The 17,435-nt window shown below is 58.6% G+C and carries 21 protein-coding genes and 1 other RNA gene; 19 read left to right on the top strand and 3 right to left on the bottom strand.

Annotated features, from left to right (window positions below; all coding sequences use genetic code 11):
• The 7 genes from FS804_RS11390 to FS804_RS11355 all read left to right on the top strand — a co-directional run bounded on the left by FS804_RS11390 (position 1) and on the right by FS804_RS11355 (position 4,855).
• On the top strand, positions 1-273 hold the full coding sequence (locus FS804_RS11390; RefSeq protein ID WP_046799912.1) for a DUF4164 domain-containing protein: 273 nt from the start codon (positions 1-3) through the stop codon (positions 271-273).
• A 10-nt stretch (positions 274-283) separates the two neighbouring features.
• Entirely contained in the window at positions 284-661 is a 378-nt protein-coding gene (locus FS804_RS11385; protein WP_063950369.1) for a cell division protein ZapA, read from the top strand.
• A 77-nt stretch (positions 662-738) separates the two neighbouring features.
• Positions 739-897: non-coding RNA, 6S RNA (gene ssrS, locus FS804_RS11380), on the top strand.
• A gap of 227 nt (positions 898-1,124) precedes the next feature.
• Positions 1,125-2,387, top strand: coding sequence for a hemolysin family protein (locus tag FS804_RS11370; RefSeq protein ID WP_063950370.1), 1,263 nt, complete (start codon positions 1,125-1,127; stop codon positions 2,385-2,387).
• Entirely contained in the window at positions 2,387-3,004 is a 618-nt protein-coding gene (locus FS804_RS11365; RefSeq protein ID WP_144576670.1) for a 5-formyltetrahydrofolate cyclo-ligase, read from the top strand. Before FS804_RS11370 ends, FS804_RS11365 begins: the two co-directional genes overlap by 1 nt.
• Positions 3,005-3,076: 72 nt before the next feature.
• Positions 3,077-3,901, top strand: a complete 825-nt coding sequence (locus tag FS804_RS11360; RefSeq protein ID WP_063950372.1) for a TIGR00282 family metallophosphoesterase — start codon at positions 3,077-3,079, stop codon at positions 3,899-3,901.
• A 111-nt stretch (positions 3,902-4,012) separates the two neighbouring features.
• On the top strand, positions 4,013-4,855 hold the full coding sequence (locus tag FS804_RS11355) for an MBL fold metallo-hydrolase (protein ID WP_144576669.1): 843 nt from the start codon (positions 4,013-4,015) through the stop codon (positions 4,853-4,855).
• 35 nt (positions 4,856-4,890) lie between these two features.
• Here the strand turns inward: FS804_RS11355 and FS804_RS11350 are convergent, their stop codons facing one another.
• Positions 4,891-5,394, bottom strand: coding sequence for a pyridoxamine 5'-phosphate oxidase family protein (locus tag FS804_RS11350; RefSeq protein ID WP_063950374.1), 504 nt, complete (start codon positions 5,392-5,394; stop codon positions 4,891-4,893).
• Between the two features lie 195 nt (positions 5,395-5,589).
• On the opposite strand from FS804_RS11350, the gene FS804_RS11345 reads away from it, so the two are divergent.
• Positions 5,590-6,336 (top strand): YebC/PmpR family DNA-binding transcriptional regulator, encoded by a 747-nt coding sequence (locus tag FS804_RS11345; RefSeq protein ID WP_063950375.1) that lies wholly within the window; start codon positions 5,590-5,592, stop codon positions 6,334-6,336.
• 52 nt (positions 6,337-6,388) lie between these two features.
• Here the strand turns inward: FS804_RS11345 and FS804_RS11340 are convergent, their stop codons facing one another.
• Together FS804_RS11340 and FS804_RS11335 are read right to left on the bottom strand one after the other, a co-directional pair.
• Positions 6,389-7,390, bottom strand: a complete 1,002-nt coding sequence (locus FS804_RS11340; protein WP_063950376.1) for an LLM class flavin-dependent oxidoreductase — start codon at positions 7,388-7,390, stop codon at positions 6,389-6,391.
• 141 nt (positions 7,391-7,531) lie between these two features.
• Positions 7,532-9,841 (bottom strand): methyl-accepting chemotaxis protein, encoded by a 2,310-nt coding sequence (locus tag FS804_RS11335; protein WP_144576668.1) that lies wholly within the window; start codon positions 9,839-9,841, stop codon positions 7,532-7,534.
• 247 nt (positions 9,842-10,088) lie between these two features.
• On the opposite strand from FS804_RS11335, the gene ruvC reads away from it, so the two are divergent.
• The 11 genes from ruvC to FS804_RS11280 all read left to right on the top strand — a co-directional run bounded on the left by ruvC (position 10,089) and on the right by FS804_RS11280 (position 17,429).
• A complete protein-coding gene (gene ruvC, locus FS804_RS11330) occupies positions 10,089-10,601 on the top strand; it encodes a crossover junction endodeoxyribonuclease RuvC (protein ID WP_144576667.1) in 513 nt (170 codons plus the stop codon).
• A gap of 27 nt (positions 10,602-10,628) precedes the next feature.
• Complete coding sequence (gene ruvA, locus FS804_RS11325; protein ID WP_063950379.1) at positions 10,629-11,246, top strand: Holliday junction branch migration protein RuvA; 618 nt, start codon at positions 10,629-10,631, stop codon at positions 11,244-11,246.
• Positions 11,247-11,328: 82 nt separating this feature from the next.
• Complete coding sequence (gene ruvB / locus FS804_RS11320; protein WP_063950380.1) at positions 11,329-12,369, top strand: Holliday junction branch migration DNA helicase RuvB; 1,041 nt, start codon at positions 11,329-11,331, stop codon at positions 12,367-12,369.
• A gap of 52 nt (positions 12,370-12,421) precedes the next feature.
• Entirely contained in the window at positions 12,422-12,640 is a 219-nt protein-coding gene (locus tag FS804_RS11315; RefSeq protein ID WP_063950522.1) for a DUF2945 domain-containing protein, read from the top strand.
• Between the two features lie 36 nt (positions 12,641-12,676).
• Positions 12,677-13,264 (top strand): DinB family protein, encoded by a 588-nt coding sequence (locus tag FS804_RS11310; RefSeq protein WP_144576666.1) that lies wholly within the window; start codon positions 12,677-12,679, stop codon positions 13,262-13,264.
• Positions 13,254-13,778: an NUDIX hydrolase gene (locus FS804_RS11305; RefSeq protein WP_144576665.1), complete on the top strand. Its 525-nt coding sequence runs from the start codon at positions 13,254-13,256 to the stop codon at positions 13,776-13,778. The genes FS804_RS11310 and FS804_RS11305 overlap by 11 nt, the downstream gene beginning before the upstream one ends.
• Positions 13,775-14,311, top strand: a complete 537-nt coding sequence (locus FS804_RS11300) for an NUDIX hydrolase (RefSeq protein ID WP_144576664.1) — start codon at positions 13,775-13,777, stop codon at positions 14,309-14,311. The genes FS804_RS11305 and FS804_RS11300 overlap by 4 nt, the downstream gene beginning before the upstream one ends.
• On the top strand, positions 14,308-14,748 hold the full coding sequence (gene ybgC / locus FS804_RS11295; RefSeq protein ID WP_063950384.1) for a tol-pal system-associated acyl-CoA thioesterase: 441 nt from the start codon (positions 14,308-14,310) through the stop codon (positions 14,746-14,748). Before FS804_RS11300 ends, ybgC begins: the two co-directional genes overlap by 4 nt.
• 261 nt (positions 14,749-15,009) lie before the next feature.
• Positions 15,010-15,729 (top strand): protein TolQ, encoded by a 720-nt coding sequence (gene tolQ, locus FS804_RS11290; protein WP_063950385.1) that lies wholly within the window; start codon positions 15,010-15,012, stop codon positions 15,727-15,729.
• Positions 15,730-15,788: 59 nt separating this feature from the next.
• Positions 15,789-16,250, top strand: coding sequence for a protein TolR (tolR, locus tag FS804_RS11285; protein ID WP_003506238.1), 462 nt, complete (start codon positions 15,789-15,791; stop codon positions 16,248-16,250).
• 9 nt (positions 16,251-16,259) lie between these two features.
• Positions 16,260-17,429 carry a TonB C-terminal domain-containing protein gene (locus FS804_RS11280; protein ID WP_144576663.1) on the top strand — a complete coding sequence of 390 codons (1,170 nt, stop codon included), beginning with the start codon at positions 16,260-16,262 and terminating at the stop codon, positions 17,427-17,429.
• Positions 17,430-17,435 lie beyond the last annotated feature (6 nt).

Here is a 17,435-nt window from a genome sequence, read left to right as displayed (position 1 = left end):
ATGTCGGCTGAGAAGACCGTGCAATCTGCGCTGACGGAGCTGAATGCTGCCATCACAAATCTCGAAAATGCCATCGATATGCGTATCGAGCGGCAGCGGGAGACGGGCGAAATCGACAATGAGGTCAAACGGGTCCATGTCGATCGAGCGAGACTTGCGCAGGAGCTTGATCAGGCCGAGTTTCGCGCCAACCGTCTTGAAGAAGTCAATCGCGAGGTTTCCCGTCGGCTGGTAACGGCGATGGAAACGATCCGCGCGGTGCTGGATCGATAGGAGCGGGCTCATGGCGCAAGTCACAGTTATGATCGACGGCAAGGCCTATCGTATGGCCTGCGAGGCAGGGCAGGAGGAACACCTGACCGATCTCGCCACCCGTTTCGACCGGTATGTCGGGCATCTCAAGAGCCAGTTCGGGGAGATTGGCGATCTGCGTTTGACTGTCATGGCCGGCATCATGGTGATGGACGAGCTTTCCGAGCTCAATCGCAAGATCGAGAAGCTTGAAGGCGAGGTGGCATCCCTTTCGCGCAACCGTGACGGCATGGCCGAGCACAAGGCCAAATCGGATGAACTGGTGGCGCTTGCCATCGGCGACCTGGCGGACCGCCTGAACGGTATCACCGAAAAACTGCTGGCGCGGCCAAAGCCGGCGACGCACTGACTGTTTGATGCTTCTGTTACGGTAAAATTTCGCTTCCCGCCTCTGGCGGTTTTCGCTGATCCGTCCTATATCTTGGTTGCGTTCTGCGCTTCCCGACAGGAACCACAATCCCTGGGGCCATACTCGATCCAAAGGGAGCTGTCCCTGGCCAGTCCCGTGGGGCTGGACACACGGTGCCCACCTACTTTTGTAGGCACCCAGGATCGTAACTCTCCATCGGTCGCCGTGGAACGCACTTCAGGCTTCGGATCAAACCGTTGCTTTTTCCATTTCTGATATAGTCGACAGTGATTTTTCATGGCTGCCGGAGGCGGCTTTTTTATTGTGTCGTCATTGCAATGGCGGAACAATTCCCTATTATCCGGATTGGTATGTCTGTCATGCCCTTTAAAAAGGGGCGCTGCGGTCACAACCGCGACGTGCCGTTCAACAGCCCAAAGAGCTAAACTTGTTTACTGAAATTATGATCGTGGTCCTGCTCACCGTATTGAACGGTGTGCTCGCCATGTCCGAGCTTGCCGTTGTCTCCTCCAGACCGGCGAGGCTTAAAGTGCTTGCCGCTCAAGGCAGCAAAGGCGCCACGCTGGCGCTCACGCTTTCCGAAAATCCGGGACGCTTTCTTTCCACCGTTCAGATCGGCATCACGTTGGTCGGCGTGCTGTCCGGCGCATTTTCAGGCGCAACCCTCGGCGCCCGGTTCACTGCCTGGCTGGTGGAACAGGGCGTGCCGGACCGTGCCGCCGATGCGCTTGGCGTCGGTTCGGTGGTCGTCGCCATCACCTATCTGTCGCTCATCGTCGGGGAACTCGTTCCGAAGCAGATTGCGCTGCGTGATCCCGAAAAGGTCGCCGCGCGCGTCGCTCCCACCATGTTGTTGCTTTCGAAGATCGGCGCGCCGCTGGTGTGGCTGCTCGACCGGTCGGGCAAGGCGGTCCTTGCCCTGCTTGGCCACAGCGGCGAGTCCAATGCGTCTGTCACGGACGATGAAATTCGAACCGTTCTGGCCGAGGCCCACAGCGCTGGCGTGATCGAAACCGAGGAATCGGCCATGATTACCAGCGTCATGCGCCTTGCCGACCGCAATGCGCGCGGACTGATGACGCCGCGTCGCGATGTGGAGGTGGTCGATATCGAAGACACGGCGGACGAAATCCGCGAACAGTTGCGCCAGACCCAGCGCTCGCGCCTGCCGGTGCGAAACGGCGCTTCGGACGAGATCCTCGGTGTGCTTTTTGCCAAGGATGCCTTCGATGCCCTCGCTTCCGGCAAGGAACTCAATATCCGCGAACTGCTTCGTGAGGTTCCCGTTGTTTCCGACCTGACAAGTGCGGTCGACGTCATCCAGTCCCTGCGTCGTTCCACCGTGCATATGGTGCTGGTTTACGACGAGTACGGCCATTTCGAAGGCATCATCAGTTCCGGCGACGTTCTGGAGGCTATTACCGGTGCCTTCCAGGAAGAGGACGATGAAGAGCCTGCCATGGTCGAGCGCGAGGATGGTTCGTTCCTGGTTGCCGGCTGGATGCCTGCGGATGAATTCGCCGACCGCATGGGTTTCCAGATTGCCGAGGATGCCGAGTTCGAAACCGTCGCCGGTCTGGTTCTCGATGAATTCCGTCGTCTGCCAGAGCTTGGCGAACACGTGACGCGGAATGGCTGGCGTTTCGAGGTTATCGACCTCGATGGGCACCGCATTGACAAGGTTCTTGTGAGCCGGGCCGCCTGATGCTCGGCGACACTGGCGAAAAAGCACGGTTGCGCGGCGAAAAACTCGCCGCGCGTGACACGTTGACGCCTTTGGAACGGCAGCAGAAAAGTCTTTCCATAACAGAACACGGTGCTACCGGCCTGCCATTTGCGCCGGGCACGGTGATTTCCGGTTTCATGCCGATCCGCTCCGAAGCTGATATCCGTCCCCTGATGGAAGCGTTGCGTGGGCGTGGTGCGCGTCTGGTGCTTCCAGTCGTGCTGGATCGGGAGACGATTGTTTTCCGCGCTTTCGATGGGGACACGCCGCTGGTGAAGACCGGCTTCGGCACGACGGGCCCGGGCGAGGACGCGCACGTTCTGGATCCCGATATGCTGCTCGTGCCACTCTCCGTGTTCGATGGCCAGGGCCAGCGGGTCGGCTATGGAGCGGGGCATTATGACCGCGCCATTGCCCGCCTTTACGAAAAGGGTAAAAACCCTGTTCTCGTTGGTGTGGCGTTCGACTGCCAGGAAGCGGCCTCCATCCCCGCCGAGCCGCATGATGTCCCGCTTCATGCCGTCCTGACCGAAAGCGGTCTGCATTGGATCTCTGTCCCGTCGTCGGTTCCGTGTAGCGGGCAAAACGCGGTTTAGCACTTTTTAAAAGATCGATTACCCGCTAGAGGGGACGAAACATCGAAACATGCGCAAGATCGGGGCGGGTGAATGAGGCTGCTTTTTCTCGGAGATATGGTTGGCAAGACCGGTCGTACGGCCGTCTGGGAACGATTGCCGGGTCTAATTTCCGATTTGAAGCTGGATTTTGTCATCGTCAACGGTGAGAACGCGGCCGGCGGGTTTGGAATCACCGAAGACATCTATCTCGAGACAATCAACGCCGGTGCAGATGTCGTAACCACTGGTAACCATGTCTGGGACCAGAAGGAAGCTGTCTCCTTCAGCGAGCGGCACGACCAGTTTCTACGGCCGGCCAATTATCCCGACGGTACGCCGGGCAAGGGTTCCGGCCTGTTTTACGCCCGCAACGGCGCACGCGTGCTCGTCGCCAACATCATGGGGCGGGTCTTCATGCATCCGGAACTGGACGATCCCTTCAAATCCGCCGAGACCATTCTTGCTGCCTGCCCGCTTAAAGAGCAGGCCGACGCCATCATCTTCGACTTCCATGCCGAGGCGACCAGCGAGAAGCAGTGCTTCGGTCATTTTGTGGATGGTCGGGCGAGTTTTGTCGTCGGCACCCACACTCATGTGCCGACGGCCGACGCACAGATCCTGAACGGCGGGACGGCCTACATGTCCGATGCCGGCATGTGCGGCGACTACGATTCCTCACTCGGGATGGAGAAAGAGGAGCCGATCAACCGCTTCATCTCCAAAATGCCGAAAGGACGCTTCGAAGCCGCGAGTGGCCCAGCGACGATTTGCGGCGTTGGTGTTGAAATATCCGACCGCACCGGTCTCGCCGAAAAGATTGCGCCCCTGCGTCTTGGCCCGAGGCTTTCGGAAACTATCCCGTCTTTCTGGGTTTGAACCCCTGAAGCGTTCACAATGACGCGAGGGCAGACGTTCCCACGCTGTTGTCGCTGGACGCTCCGCAAAACCTGCCGCATCTTCCTAAACTTCGCAAGTTAAGGGGGTGGCATGATGCTGCGCGTGCTAATGCTTGCAATATCCGGGCTGATCGCGTCAACGGCTGGCGCCTTCTCGCAAACGGCCAGCAGACCACCTGTCAGCCAATGCCAGGCGATCGCCAGCAACATTCCCGACGTTACCTTCGCAAGCTTCAAGTCCCCTGATATTCAATTGGCGCAGGCGACAGCGAAGGAAGAGGTGAAGATAAGCTTCATCGGTCACTCCACCTACCTCATCGAGAGTCCCGGCGGGGTCACCATCGCGACGGATTATAACGGTGTCTTTCGGCCACCCGTCACGCCGACTGTGGTGACGATGAACAGGGCTCATTCCACCCACTTCACGCTTAATCCGGACCCGGCAATCCAATATGTCCTGCACGGCTGGGGCGAAGCGCCCGGCGAGAAGGCAGATCACAAGGTACTGGTCGGCGATGTTTATATTCGTAATGTTGCAACCGATATTCGCAACCGATGGGGCGATTACGAAACGTTCCAGGAGAATGGCAACTCCATCTTCATCTTCGAAGTTGCCGGACTTTGCATCGGCCATCTCGGCCATCTGCATCACGAACTGACGGACACGCATTATGCGGAAATCGGGCGGCTGGATGTGCTGATGGTGCCGGTTGACGGCGGGTTGACCATGGGGGCGGATAGCATGAGCCGGGTGGTTAAGCGCCTGCGCTCCGCGCTCATTCTGCCGATGCACCGAACCGGCCCGCCGCTCGAGCAATTCCTTGGCATGTTTGCAGGGAATTTCCAGATTGCCTATGCAGGCGATTCTGTCATTCGCGTATCAATGAGAAACCTTCCCCGCCAGCCTCAGATACTGGTGCCAAAAGGCATGTAACTGGTGGCGGGCGAGGAAGGCCGGGGGAGCTGTGATCAGGCGAAGGTGAGGTGCTGGCGCACGCCCACGTCGGGCATTTTTTCATCCGACATGTTGGCTTTTGCGATTTCCCAGCCGAACTTGAGCTTGCTGTCGGTGGAGGCCCAGATATCGGCGTCGTCGACGTGAAGCGCCAACATCACCAGATCTGGATCGCTCTTGCCGTGCTCGTACCAGGCGGCCGTGACGGAATTCCAGTATTCATCGAGCTTTGCTTTATCGTCACGGACTTCGAGAACGCCTGACAGGCACGCGTGATAATCATGGTCCTTGCCAATGACGCAGAAATGGGCTCGAGAGCCGGACTTCAGGGATTTTACGAGGTCCGTATCTCTCTTGGAGAAAAACCAGATCGTGTTCGTCTTTGGGTCAGCGTGGGGTGCCATTGGCTGCATGTGACTGTGCAGGCCCTCCAGGCCAAGCATGCCGGCATGAACGGAATTGATTTCGTCCCAGAGCTGGCGGGCCGGGGCTTCTCTTGCTTCAGTCAGACTGACCATATGTTCTCTCCTTCCGGTTTGATCCCTCGGCGGAGAGAATTGGCGCTCTTCTCTGCCGGTTCTCCATCAGAACGAGAAGCGATTAATTCAGTTCCTTCAATTGTTACGCTAAGAGAAAGCGCCTGCGGGCTTGAACGATGCGCTTATCGCACTTATAAGGCCGGCAATCTCCAAATTTCGACAATCAGGTTATCCATGGCTGGTCATTCACAGTTCAAGAACATCATGCACCGCAAGGGCAAGCAGGACTCCGTGCGGTCCAAAATGTTTTCCAAGCTTGCGCGTGAAATCACCGTTGCTGCCAAGACGGGCATGCCCGACCCGAATATGAACCCGCGCCTGCGTCTGGCCATCCAGAACGCCAAGGCCCAGTCCATGCCGAAGGACAACATCGAGCGCGCCATCAAAAAGGCCTCAGGTGCCGAAGGCGAGAACTATGATGAAGTCCGGTATGAGGGCTATGGCCCGGGCGGTGTCGCTGTCATCGTTGAGGCTTTGACCGATAATCGTAACCGCACCGCGTCCAACGTCCGCTCCATCTTCACCAAGGCTGGGGGCGCGCTGGGCGAAACAGGTTCGGTTTCGTTCTCCTTCGACCGCGTAGGCGAAATCACTTACAAGGCGGAAGTCGGCGATGCCGACAAGGTCATGGAAGCCGCTATTGAAGCCGGCGCCGACGACGTGGAATCGTCTGAAGACGGCCACACCATCATCTGTGGATTCGAGGCGATGAACGAAGTCTCCAAGGCGCTGGAAGGGGTGCTTGGCGAAGCCGAAAGCGTCAAGGCCATCTGGAAGCCGCAGAACACGGTGCCGGTCGATGAAGAAAAGGCGCAGTCTTTGATGAAGCTTATCGACAATCTCGAAGACGATGACGATGTCCAGAATGTCTATTCGAACTTCGAAGTCTCAGAAGAAGTCATGGCCAAGCTTTCAGCTTGACCTTTCGTGGCTGACGAAAAGCCCCGGTAGCGATCCGCTCCGGGGACTTTGTTTAGGCGGCCTTCTTTATGGAGGTTCGCACGTCGGCAAAGATCTCCACGGAGCGCAGCCGCTTCTCGATATCATGGATCGGCATCGACACTATCAGCTCATCCGCCTGCGTTTCCGCAAGGAAGCCGTCGAGATGACGCTTGATCGTCTGGGGAGAGCCAACGGCCGCGAAACGCAGCGTGTGCTCGACCGAGAAACGCTCCATCTCGTTCCAGTAGTCGTCCATGCTGTCCACCGGCTTTGGAAACTGCGTTCGAACGTTGCGGCGCAGGTTCACGAATTGCTGCTGCGACGAGGTGAACAGATGCTGCGCTTCCTCGTCCGTATCGGCCCCGACGCCCATCACGCCGACCATCACATAAGGCTTGTCCAGAACCTCTGAAGGCTGGAAACGCTCGCGATAGATATGGATCGCTTCCATGAGCATATCGGGCGCGAAATGCGATGCGAAGGAATAGGGCAGGCCGAGTGCTGCGGCGAGATGCGCACTGTAGATGCTCGAGCCCAGCAGCCATATCGGAACGTTCGAGTTCATGCCGGGGACTGCGAGGATGGCCTGATCGGCCTGCGGTGGGCCGAGGTAACGCTGCAACTCGACAATGTCGTGTGGGAAATTTTCAGCGCCCGCATCAAGGTTACGGCGCAACGCCCTTGCCGTGCGCATATCGGTCCCGGGGGCACGACCGAGACCCAGATCGACGCGGCCGGGCAGCAGCGCGGCGAGTGTACCGAACTGCTCCGCGATGACGAGCGGCGAATGGTTGGGCAGCATGATGCCGCCCGAGCCGACACGGATGTGTTTCGTGGCCGCGCCGACATGGGCGATGACAAGCGAGGTCGCGGCGCTGGCAATGCCTGGCATGCCGTGGTGTTCAGCAAGCCAGATGCGATTGTAGCCGTGGTCTTCTGCCTTGATCGCCATGCGGCGGGAATTTTCAAGCGCCGCACTGACGCTCTCGCCTTCGCCAATCGGCGACAGGTCGAGAATGGAAAAAGGGATCATGCCGACACTCCTGCAATAAGTCGTTGCTGCGGATGTAAGGCGGTTGGCGACATTTACCAGACAGGTCGCGCAGAATTGAAGGATGATTCAAAAAAAATGGGGCCTCCGAAGGGGCCCCGATTTTTTGCCGGCGGCTCTGTCTTAGCCGGCGCGCCTGAGTTGACTGCCGCCTCTCGCCATTGCTGCGTCAGAAGTGGAAGGCAGCACGAACTGCCCGAGCCTGCCATCCATTTCACCTGCCTCGGAAGCAAGGCTGTGAATGGCTGCCGTCGTTTCTTCCACCATTGCCGCATTCTGCTGGGTCATGGTGTCGAGGCTTGCCACGGTGCTGTTGATTTCCGACAGCGTGTGCGCTTCCTCGCGTGTGGATTCCATGATCTCTTCGATACGTGCGCTGATGGTCTGCACGTGCTTGCCGATGCCGGTGAGTGATGCGCCGGCCTTTTCCACCAGCGTGACGCCGGCGGAAACCTCGTCGGTGGAGCGTTTGAGAAGGCTGGTGATTTCCTTTGCCGCGGCGGCAGACCGCTGCGCCAACTCGCGGACTTCCTGCGCGACCACTGCGAACCCCTTGCCGGCTTCTCCTGCGCGCGCCGCTTCAACGCCGGCGTTGAGCGCCAGAAGATTTGTCTGGAAAGCGATTTCGTCGATGACGCCGATGATCTGGTTGATCTGGCGCGACGACGTCTGGATGGCTTCCATGGCGGCGATCGTCTGTTCCATCACGCGGCTCGATGCAGTTGCCTCCGCACTGGCGTCGCGCGCAATGCGCGTGGCCTGTTCGGCGCGCTCGATCTGGTCACGGACGGCCTCGGTAATCGCCTTGATGGCGCTGGCCGTCTCGGTGATGGAAGCCGCCTGTCTTTCGGTGCGCTCCGCAAGTTGATCGGCCCCCACGCGCATTTCCTCCGAGCCGCCGCGCACGGCAGCGGAATTGCCGCCAATGGCTTCCATGGTCTCGCTCAGACGGGCGAGGGCTGTGTTGAAGTTGTGGCGCAGGCTCTCAAGATCAGCCGGAAAAACGGTCTCTATGCGATAAGCCAGATTGCCATTCGCCAACCGGTCAAGCCCCTCATCCAAGGAATGGACGACCATCTGCAGAGTCCCGGCCTCTGCCTCCCGTTCCGCCAGATGCGCGCGACGCGCCGTTTCGGCTTCCTCTCGTGTGCGCGAAGCGGTTTCTTCCATCTCCCGCTGGAGAATGAGCTTCTCACGGAAACTGCCCAGCGCCCGCGCCATGCGGCCGATCTCGTCCTTGCGGTCCTGATTTCCGATTTCCGCATCGAGACGGCCTGCCGCTACTTCGCCGGTCAGGCCTGCAAGCTTTTCGAGTGGCGCGAAAAGACGCCGGGCGAAGAAGGCGGTTGCCGCGCACATTGCAGCCAGAACGCAAAGACCGATGACAGCGAGCGTCCCGGCAATCGAGATCGACCCGGCATTCAATTCGCTGCGCAGCATGCTTTCCACTGCAAGATATTTTTCCCCCGCAAAGGAAAAAGGTCGGGCATAGGCGTTTGCCTCGCCATCGGCGCGTTCGATCGTGGCGACTGTCATGCCCACAGCGTTAAGGGCCTGCCCGTGAAATCCATAAATCGCCGGATCAAGGCTGACGAGTTTGCTGCCCTCCACACCGAGAACCTTGCCATCGGCAGAAATGATTGCGGATTGCTCGGAGCTGCCCGCCGAGACACCCTTCGTCAGGATTTGGCTGAAGACATCCTCCTTCACGCGGAAAAGAACGATGCCCTTGAAGGCGCCGAACTTGACCACGGGAACACCGAAATAGATGCCCGCCTCGTTTGTTGCCGCATCGATCCGAAGGCCGGAGAAGCTCGTCTGAGCTACATCGTCTACGGCCTTTTGGGCATTCGCAGCACCCCGCGCGAACGCGGCGCCAAGACCGCTTTCCGCCCAGACGCCGTTATTGACGGTCTCCCCGAAGGCCGCCCCCTTAAGATAAGAGTAATAGACAGTGCCGGCCGGATCGATGAAGAGCACGTCGCTGAACGGAGTCCCCTTGAGATAACCGGCTATGTCCGTCTGGGTCTTTTCATGGGTTGAATAATAAAAGCCGCTCGGGTTTTCCGGCTTGATCAGCTTTTCCTTCTCGCTGAAGGGGTTTTCCTTGACGAAAACGCGCTGAAGCTCCGCCTTGGCGTCACCAGAGTTTTTCTGAACCGTGCCCCAGCCGCTTCGCATGGAGACGACCGCCATTTGCAGGGATTCGATCTTGGCGATGGAATCCGCCTGGGTTTTCAGCTGCTCGAGGCGCTCCTGAAGCATGTCGCCGCGGAAGACGAGAACGCTTTCCATGGACTTCGATGCCTGCTCTTCGAGAACGTGGCTGCTGCTCTGGTAGCCGAGAAGCGTGAGCGTCCCGGTCGAGATCGCCATCAGCGCTAAAAAAATAATCAGGACTTTGGTCGATATAGAATGAAAACGGTTGAGCATGGCCGATGCAGCCCCCAATGCCGGATCAGTTCCCGCGCCTCGGATGACGGGCGCCATTGGACGGCTGATTTGGCGAACATATTGCGCCGCGGCTCGTCATGGCCGCAGCTCCCCATTTTGTTTTTGTGGGCGAACAATGCGGTACGCGGCTTAAGCAGTGGTAAATGCTGCACTGCAAATATAATGAATGTTGTCGTTTTGTTCACTTATCGCTGGCAGGGTCGGGGCCAGAAAGATAAGGTAGCTCATGCAAAACACGATTCGGATCATCGGCATCGACCCCGGGCTACGGCGCACCGGCTGGGGTGTCATCGACACCCTCGGCAACAGCCTCAGATTTGTCGCCTCCGGTACGGTGACGTCGGATGGTGATATGGACCTCGCCTCCCGGCTCTGCCAGTTGCATGATGGGCTGGCTGAAGTGGTACACAGCTACCGGCCGGATGAGGCTGCGGTGGAGCAGACCTTTGTGAACAAGGACGCGGTTGCGACGCTGAAACTCGGTCAGGCGCGGGGCATTGCCATGCTCGTGCCGGCGCGCGCCGGGTTGCCTGTCTTCGAGTATGCGCCCAATGCGGTCAAGAAAGCTGTGATCGGCGTCGGGCATGGGGAAAAGCAGCAAATTCATATGATGCTGAAAATCCTGATGCCGAAGGCCGAATTCAAGGGTAACGATGCGGCGGACGCGCTCGCCATCGCCATCTGCCACGCGCACAATCGCGGTGGTGACAGGATGCGGCGGCTTCTGGCAGCCGGTTAATTTCATTTTTAGTGAGCGGGCGGCATCATGATCGGAAAACTGAAAGGCAGCATCGAGGAAATCGGGGCGGATTACGTGCTGGTGGATGTGCATGGCGTCTGTTACGTCGCCTATTGTTCGGCGCGCACTTTGTCGAAAATCGGCTCTGTCGGGGAGGCTGTGGTGCTCTTCATCGAAACCTATGTGCGTGAAGACCAGCTGAAGCTCTTCGGCTTTCTCTCGGCGCTGGAGCGGGAGTGGTTTAATCTGTTGCAAAGCGTGCAGGGCGTGGGCTCGAAGGTGGCGCTGGCCGTTCTTTCCACGCTGTCGCCTTCCGAACTTGCCAATGCAATAGCCCTGCAAGACAAAACCATGATCTCGCGTGCACCGGGGGTCGGGCCGAAGGTGGCCGTGCGCCTCGTGACCGAGTTGCGCAACAAGGCCCCGGCCTTTGCGGGAGACGCTTCCGCCTCCATCGGGCTCAAGCAGGAGCTTGGAGAAGGTGTCGCTTCCGCGCCGGTCGCGGATGCCGTATCAGCGCTGACAAATCTTGGTTACTCTCGTGACCAGGCTGCCAACGCGGTTGCCGCTGCGCTCAAAAATGGCGGGGAGGGCGGCGATAGCGCCAAGCTCATCCGGCTCGGTCTCAAGGAGCTTTCGCGGTAAATTTCGTGAAGCGCGTTGTCGCGATAGTCATGCTATAGCGGCGACACCTGAGGAATTCGACTAGAACAATGGAATGCCCTGAATGAGCGATGCGGAGAGACTGATCACCCCGGAGAAGCGCGGCGAGGATATCGACACCACGCTGCGCCCGCAGTCGCTGGACGATTTTACGGGCCAGGCAGAGGCTCGCGCCAATCTGAAAGTGTTCATCGAGGCGGCCAAGAATCGGGGCGAGGCGCTTGATCATGTGCTCTTCGTCGGCCCGCCCGGCCTTGGCAAGACAACGCTGGCACAGATCATGGCAAAGGAGCTCGGCGTCAATTTCAAGTCTACATCCGGCCCTGTCATTGCCAAAGCGGGGGATCTCGCGGCGCTTCTCACCAATCTTGAGGAGCGCGACGTTCTCTTCATCGATGAAATCCATCGTCTCAATCCGGCGGTGGAGGAAATCCTTTATCCCGCCATGGAAGATTTTCAGCTCGATCTCATTATTGGCGAGGGGCCTGCGGCGCGGTCGGTGAAGATCGATCTCTCCAAGTTCACGCTTGTCGCCGCTACCACCCGTCTCGGCCTGTTGACCACGCCGCTGCGCGACAGATTTGGTATCCCCGTTCGATTGGCCTTTTACACCGTGGACGAGTTGGAACTGATTGTCCGGCGTGGGGCGCGGCTGATGGGCCTGAACATGACCGACGAGGGCGCGCGCGAAGTGGCACGACGCGCGCGGGGAACGCCACGCATTGCCGGTCGGCTGTTGCGCCGCGTCCGCGATTTTGCGGAGGTGGCAAGGGCGCAGGCCGTCACCCGCGAGATTGCAGACGAGGCTTTGACGCGGCTTCTGGTCGACAATATGGGGCTCGATCAGCTTGATATGCGGTACCTTACCATGATCGCCGTTAATTTCGGCGGCGGCCCCGTGGGCATCGAAACCATCGCTGCGGGCCTTTCGGAGCCGCGCGATGCCATTGAGGACATTATCGAGCCTTATATGATTCAGCAGGGCTTCATCCAGCGTACGCCGCGTGGGCGCGTTTTGACGGGGACGGCGTGGAAACATCTCGGGATGCAGCCGCCGAAGGATCTTGAGGCGGCGCAATTCCGTCTGACGCTGGAAGACGATTGAGGGAACAAGCCCGCCGCCGTTGCATTTGACCGTCTTTGGCACGGAGAGGATCATGTCGGCATATCGCAAGGGTACGAAAGTGCGCTGGAAATGGGGCAAGGGCACAGCGGAAGGAAAAATCATCGAGACCTTCACTGAAGATGTCGAGAAAACGATTTCCGGCGCCAAGATTAAGCGCAAGGCAAGCAAGGACGAACCTGCCTATCTCATCGAGCAGGACGATGGCGCGAAGGTTCTGAAAAGCAAGTCGGAGCTGGAACACGCCGGTTGAAGGCGCCGCAGGGGAGGCGTCAGAAAGGGGAAGCTGATGCCTTACGATCCGCTGCGAGTTTTCCGCAAACTTGCCCGCAACAACCGTCTTGCAAATTTCAGGCTGCATCAGGCCTGCCGTCAGCTGTCTGAGGATGCGTTCGTCGCGCAGCGCGTCAGTTTCTTCCCGACCCTCAGGGCAACGCTCAATCACATTCTCATCGTTGACCGGTTTTATATCGATGCTCTCCAGGGAGGTACGCTTGGACACGCAGCCTTCGTGGTGAGCGAGCCCTACCCGACGGTTGCTGAGTTACACGAAGCGCAGACGCAGCTGGATAAAGCGTTGATTGCCTTTGTCGATGATCTCGATGAAGACGGCCTTGCCGGGATCGTTGATATACATCGGGGCGCGCGTGTGCAGCAGGATCGCTGCGATGATGTTCTCTCCCACCTCTTCCAGCATCAGACCCATCATCGTGGCCAGGCACATGCGATGTTGGCGGGCACGTCGGTCAAGCCGCCCCAACTGGATGAATTCATTGTGGGCGATGATGCAGGAGCGAGAAAAGCGGAAATGGATGCGCTAGGGTGGACGGAAACCGATTTGATGTTTCCAGCCCGCAGGCCCAACCATGACGCATGATAACAAGCAGGACACCCGCATCCGCATCAAGTTCAAGCCGAAACGCATCTTCCAGATGCGTGTCGCGGGACTTGCATTTCGCCACGGCAACGTGCTGGTGCACCGCGCGACGCATGAGAAATTCTGGACCTTTCCAGGCGGCCGCGCTGAAATGGGCGAACGCTCCGCAGAAACGCTGGCGCGCGAGATGGTGGAAGAGCTTGGCGTTGAGGCAAAGGTTGGACGCCTTCTCTGGGCGGTCGAGAATTTCTTCCACTACGAAGGCAAGGATTGGCATGAGCTCGGGTTCTATTACCTGATGGACTTGCCGGAGGGGCTCAACTTTCATCGCACCGACATCATCCACCGGGTCCAGGACGGCGATAACGAGCTTGAGTTTCGCTGGGTGGCTGCAACCAGGAAGGCATTGACCGAGCTTGATATTCCGCCTTATTTCATCGCCGATGAAATTGAGAACCTGCCGAAGACCACCAGGCATCTCGTGTGGGATGACGGCGATCTGGACGATAAATGACCTCTGCCCCCGAACGCCATATGATCCGGTTGGATCGCAAACCGCAGCTCTTCAGCATGCGTGTGGCGGCCCTCATTTTCCAGAATGAACATCTTTTGGTACAGCGTGGCGTGAAGGACGACTATTGGGCTCTGCCCGGAGGTCGTGCCGAAATCGGCGAAAGCTCCGAGCAGACCATCGTCCGTGAGATCGGCGAGGAGCTTGATCGGGCGTGTTCGGTGGAGCGCCTTTTATGGTCGGCGGAAAACTTTTTTGCCTATGACGTTTATTCGGCCCATGAGCTGGGGTTTTATTATCTCGTCTCGCTGGATCATCCCCTGCCGTTCCATGACAACGATATAGTCCATCGTGTGGTGGATGGCATCGAAGTCGAATTTCGTTGGCTCCCCGCGCGCATTTCCGCCTTGATCGAGAACGACCTCCGCCCGCGCTTCATCGCAGAGCGGATAGAGGCGCTGCCCTCGCGGCACGAGCATCTGATCGTTCGCGAAGGCCGCGCTGGCGCTGCTGAAAATCCCAAGGAGACAGTATGAACGAGCTTTTGGTTTCACTTTCGGGTGAACTGATTGACCATGGTCACCGCCTGATGCAACGCGTCTATTATGAGGACACGGATTTTTCCGGCCTCGTTTATCACGCGCGTTACCTGCATTTTCTCGAGCGTGGCCGGACCGATTATCTGCGTTGCCTCGGCTGCGAACAAAGCGCGCTTCTGACCGCCGATGAGGAGGGCCTCGTCTTCGTGGTTCACCGCATGGAGATCGATTTCAAAAGCCCTGCGCGGATGGATGACGTCCTGACGATCACGACGATTACCGAGAAGGCCGGTGGCGCGAAAATGGTGCTCAATCAGGAAATTCGGCGCGGCGAAACGCTTCTTGTCGCCGCCAAGGTCATCATCGCTGTCATCAATGCCAGCGGTCGGCCAAGGCGTTTGCCGGAGACGGTTGCAGAAAAATTCCTGAAGTAATTGAGCTGTTCAACCAGTAAATCAATCCGGTGTGGCGCGGTCGTAACACTCCTTTAACCATAATGGTGTCTTACTTTAGCGACCGGCATTTGTGCGGTGCACGCCTTCCTTTCACCAAATTTATTGGCGAGTAAGGCTCACTGGCAAGTATCGGGGTATGGCAAAGGGGTTGGCGACTGCCGTCGCATAGCTTCGAGCGTTAACACGCGTTTGAATCGCCCGGTCCCGTACCGGGCGTTTGGATTCGGGGATTGGATTTTTATGGAACAGGCAGGTTTGGCAGCGGCGACGCACGATGTAAGTCTCTGGGCACTGTTTATGCAGGCGGGCCTCATCGTGAAGCTCGTAATGATCGGACTGATCGCCGCCTCGGTCTGGACGTGGGCGATCGTCTTCGACAAATATGTGACTTTCGGCAAGGCAAAGCGCCAGTTCGACCAGTTCGAGCAGGTGTTCTGGTCGGGGCAGTCGCTCGAGGAACTCTATCGCACGCTGGCGGAACGTCAGAATGGCGGCCTCGCCGCGATCTTCGTTTCCGCTATGCGCGAATGGAAGAAATCATTCGAGCGCGGCGCGCGTTCGCCCATTGGTTTGCAGATGCGTATCGACCGGGCGATGGATGTGACGATTGCACGTGAAGGCGAACAATACGAGGCGCGCCTCGGTTCGCTCGCGACCATCGGTTCGGCTGGTCCGTTTATCGGACTTTTCGGCACGGTGGTCGGTATCATGACCTCGTTCCAGGCGATTGCCGGTTCGAAGTCCACCAACCTTGCCGTTGTGGCGCCCGGCATCGCGGAAGCGCTGCTGGCAACGGCTATCGGCCTTGTCGCGGCTATTCCCGCGGTTATCGCCTACAACAAGTTTACGGCCGACGCGCACAAGCTTTCTGCGCGTATGGAAGGCTTTGCCGATGAATTCTCCGCGATCCTGTCGCGCCAGATCGACGAAAAACTTCAGACACGGCAGGCCGCCCAATAAGCGGCCACAACTGAAACGCCGTTGAATGATTTGCCGTCGGGCAAAATGGAGTAGATGAAATGGGTATGTCAGCAGGTGGCAGCGGCGGCGGGTCCGGTGGACGCCGTGGTGGGCGCGGCGGGCGGCGCAAAGGCGGCGCAATCAGCGAAATCAACGTGACGCCGCTCGTCGACGTCATGCTCGTGCTGCTTATCATTTTCATGGTCGCTGCGCCGATGATGACGGTGGGCGTGCCGATCGATCTGCCGCAAACCTCAGCCAATGCCTTGAATTCGGACACGCAGCCGATCACGATTTCCGTGAATGCCAATGGCCAGATTCATTTGCAGGAAACAGAAATTCAGGCGGCCGAAGTGGCGGACAAGCTGCAGGCAATCGCCACGACGGGCTACAATGAACGCATTTTCGTGCGCGCGGATTCCGTTGCCGCCTATGGCGTGGTCGCGGATGTGATGGCGCGTATCCAGGCGGCCGGCTTCAAAAATATCGGCCTTGTGACCCAGCAGAAACAGGACAATTGACGTAAAGCAATGAAGGGCAGCCTTACCACATCCGCGATCGTGCATGCGTCGCTTCTGGCTTTCGCCCTTGTCTCCCTGGGCTCGCCGGAACCGCTCGACGTGTCGCAGGCTGAGGCCCTGCCGGTGGAGCTGGTGCCGATTGAGGAACTGACTCAGATTCAACAGGGTGACAAGAATGCACCCAAGGCGGAAAAATCCGCACCGGTTCCCACGACTCGTCCGGATATCATCGAAAACGCGCAGAATATTGGCAACAACACCGCCGATATCGAAGCGCCGCCGACGCCGACTGCCAAGCCTAACGATAATATCAGTGCCGCCGCTCCACCCAAGCAGGAGAAGCCCCAGCCGGTTGTCGATACCAAGGCGAACGAGGTGAAGGAAATCGTCAAGGAAGAAACCTCGGCTCCGAAGCCGCAGGAAATGGCCGCCTTGCCGCAAACTAAGCCTGAGATCACACCGCAGCCAAAAAACGAGCCGCCACCGCAGGAGACGAAAGCGGAAGAGCCGCCGCCGGCAACGCAAGAGCCGGCCGAAATCCCCGTGCCGCAGAACGTTCCCCGCCCGAATTCCCGGCCTGAGCCGCCAAAGCCGGAGGAGCCCAAGCAGGCCGAGACGAAGCCCGCCGAGCAGAAACCAGCCGAAAAACCGGCTGAGAAGAAGCCCGATCAGGCCAAGTCTACGGACAAGCCTTCGGATAAGAAACCCGGTGAGAAGAAACAGGAAACGGCGAAATCCGCTTCATCGAAAGAAAGCGATTTCAACGCTGATGATATTGCCGCGCTGTTGAACAAACAGGCGCCTTCAGGCGGCGGTGCGAAGCGCTCGACGCAGACGGCAGCCCTCGGCGGCAAAAAATCGACCGGCGGTTCGACGCTCAGCCAGACGGAAATGGATGCGCTCCGCGGCGCGATCCAGAAGAACTGGCAGATTATTCCCGGTATGGCGGATGCTTCCGATGTGCGCGTACGGGTCACCATGAAGCTCGATCGTGACGGCACCATTATTGGCCGGCCCGAGATCGAGGCAACCGGCGGTTCTGAAGGAACACGCCGTGCACTTTCCGGCGGAGCGTATCGCGCCATCATGCGTTCTGCTCCGTTCACAAACCTTCCTGCCGAAAAATACGATGCATGGAGCGAAGTCGTCGTGAACTTCGATCCCAGTGAATTGCTATGAATGCTG

It is taken from the genome of Agrobacterium sp. DE0009 (assembly GCF_007680755.1).
Classification (GTDB): Bacteria; Pseudomonadota; Alphaproteobacteria; order Rhizobiales; family Rhizobiaceae; genus Agrobacterium; species Agrobacterium tumefaciens_B.
The sequence above is the reverse complement of the archived record's forward strand: the minus strand, read 5'-3'. Positions and strand labels throughout refer to the sequence as shown.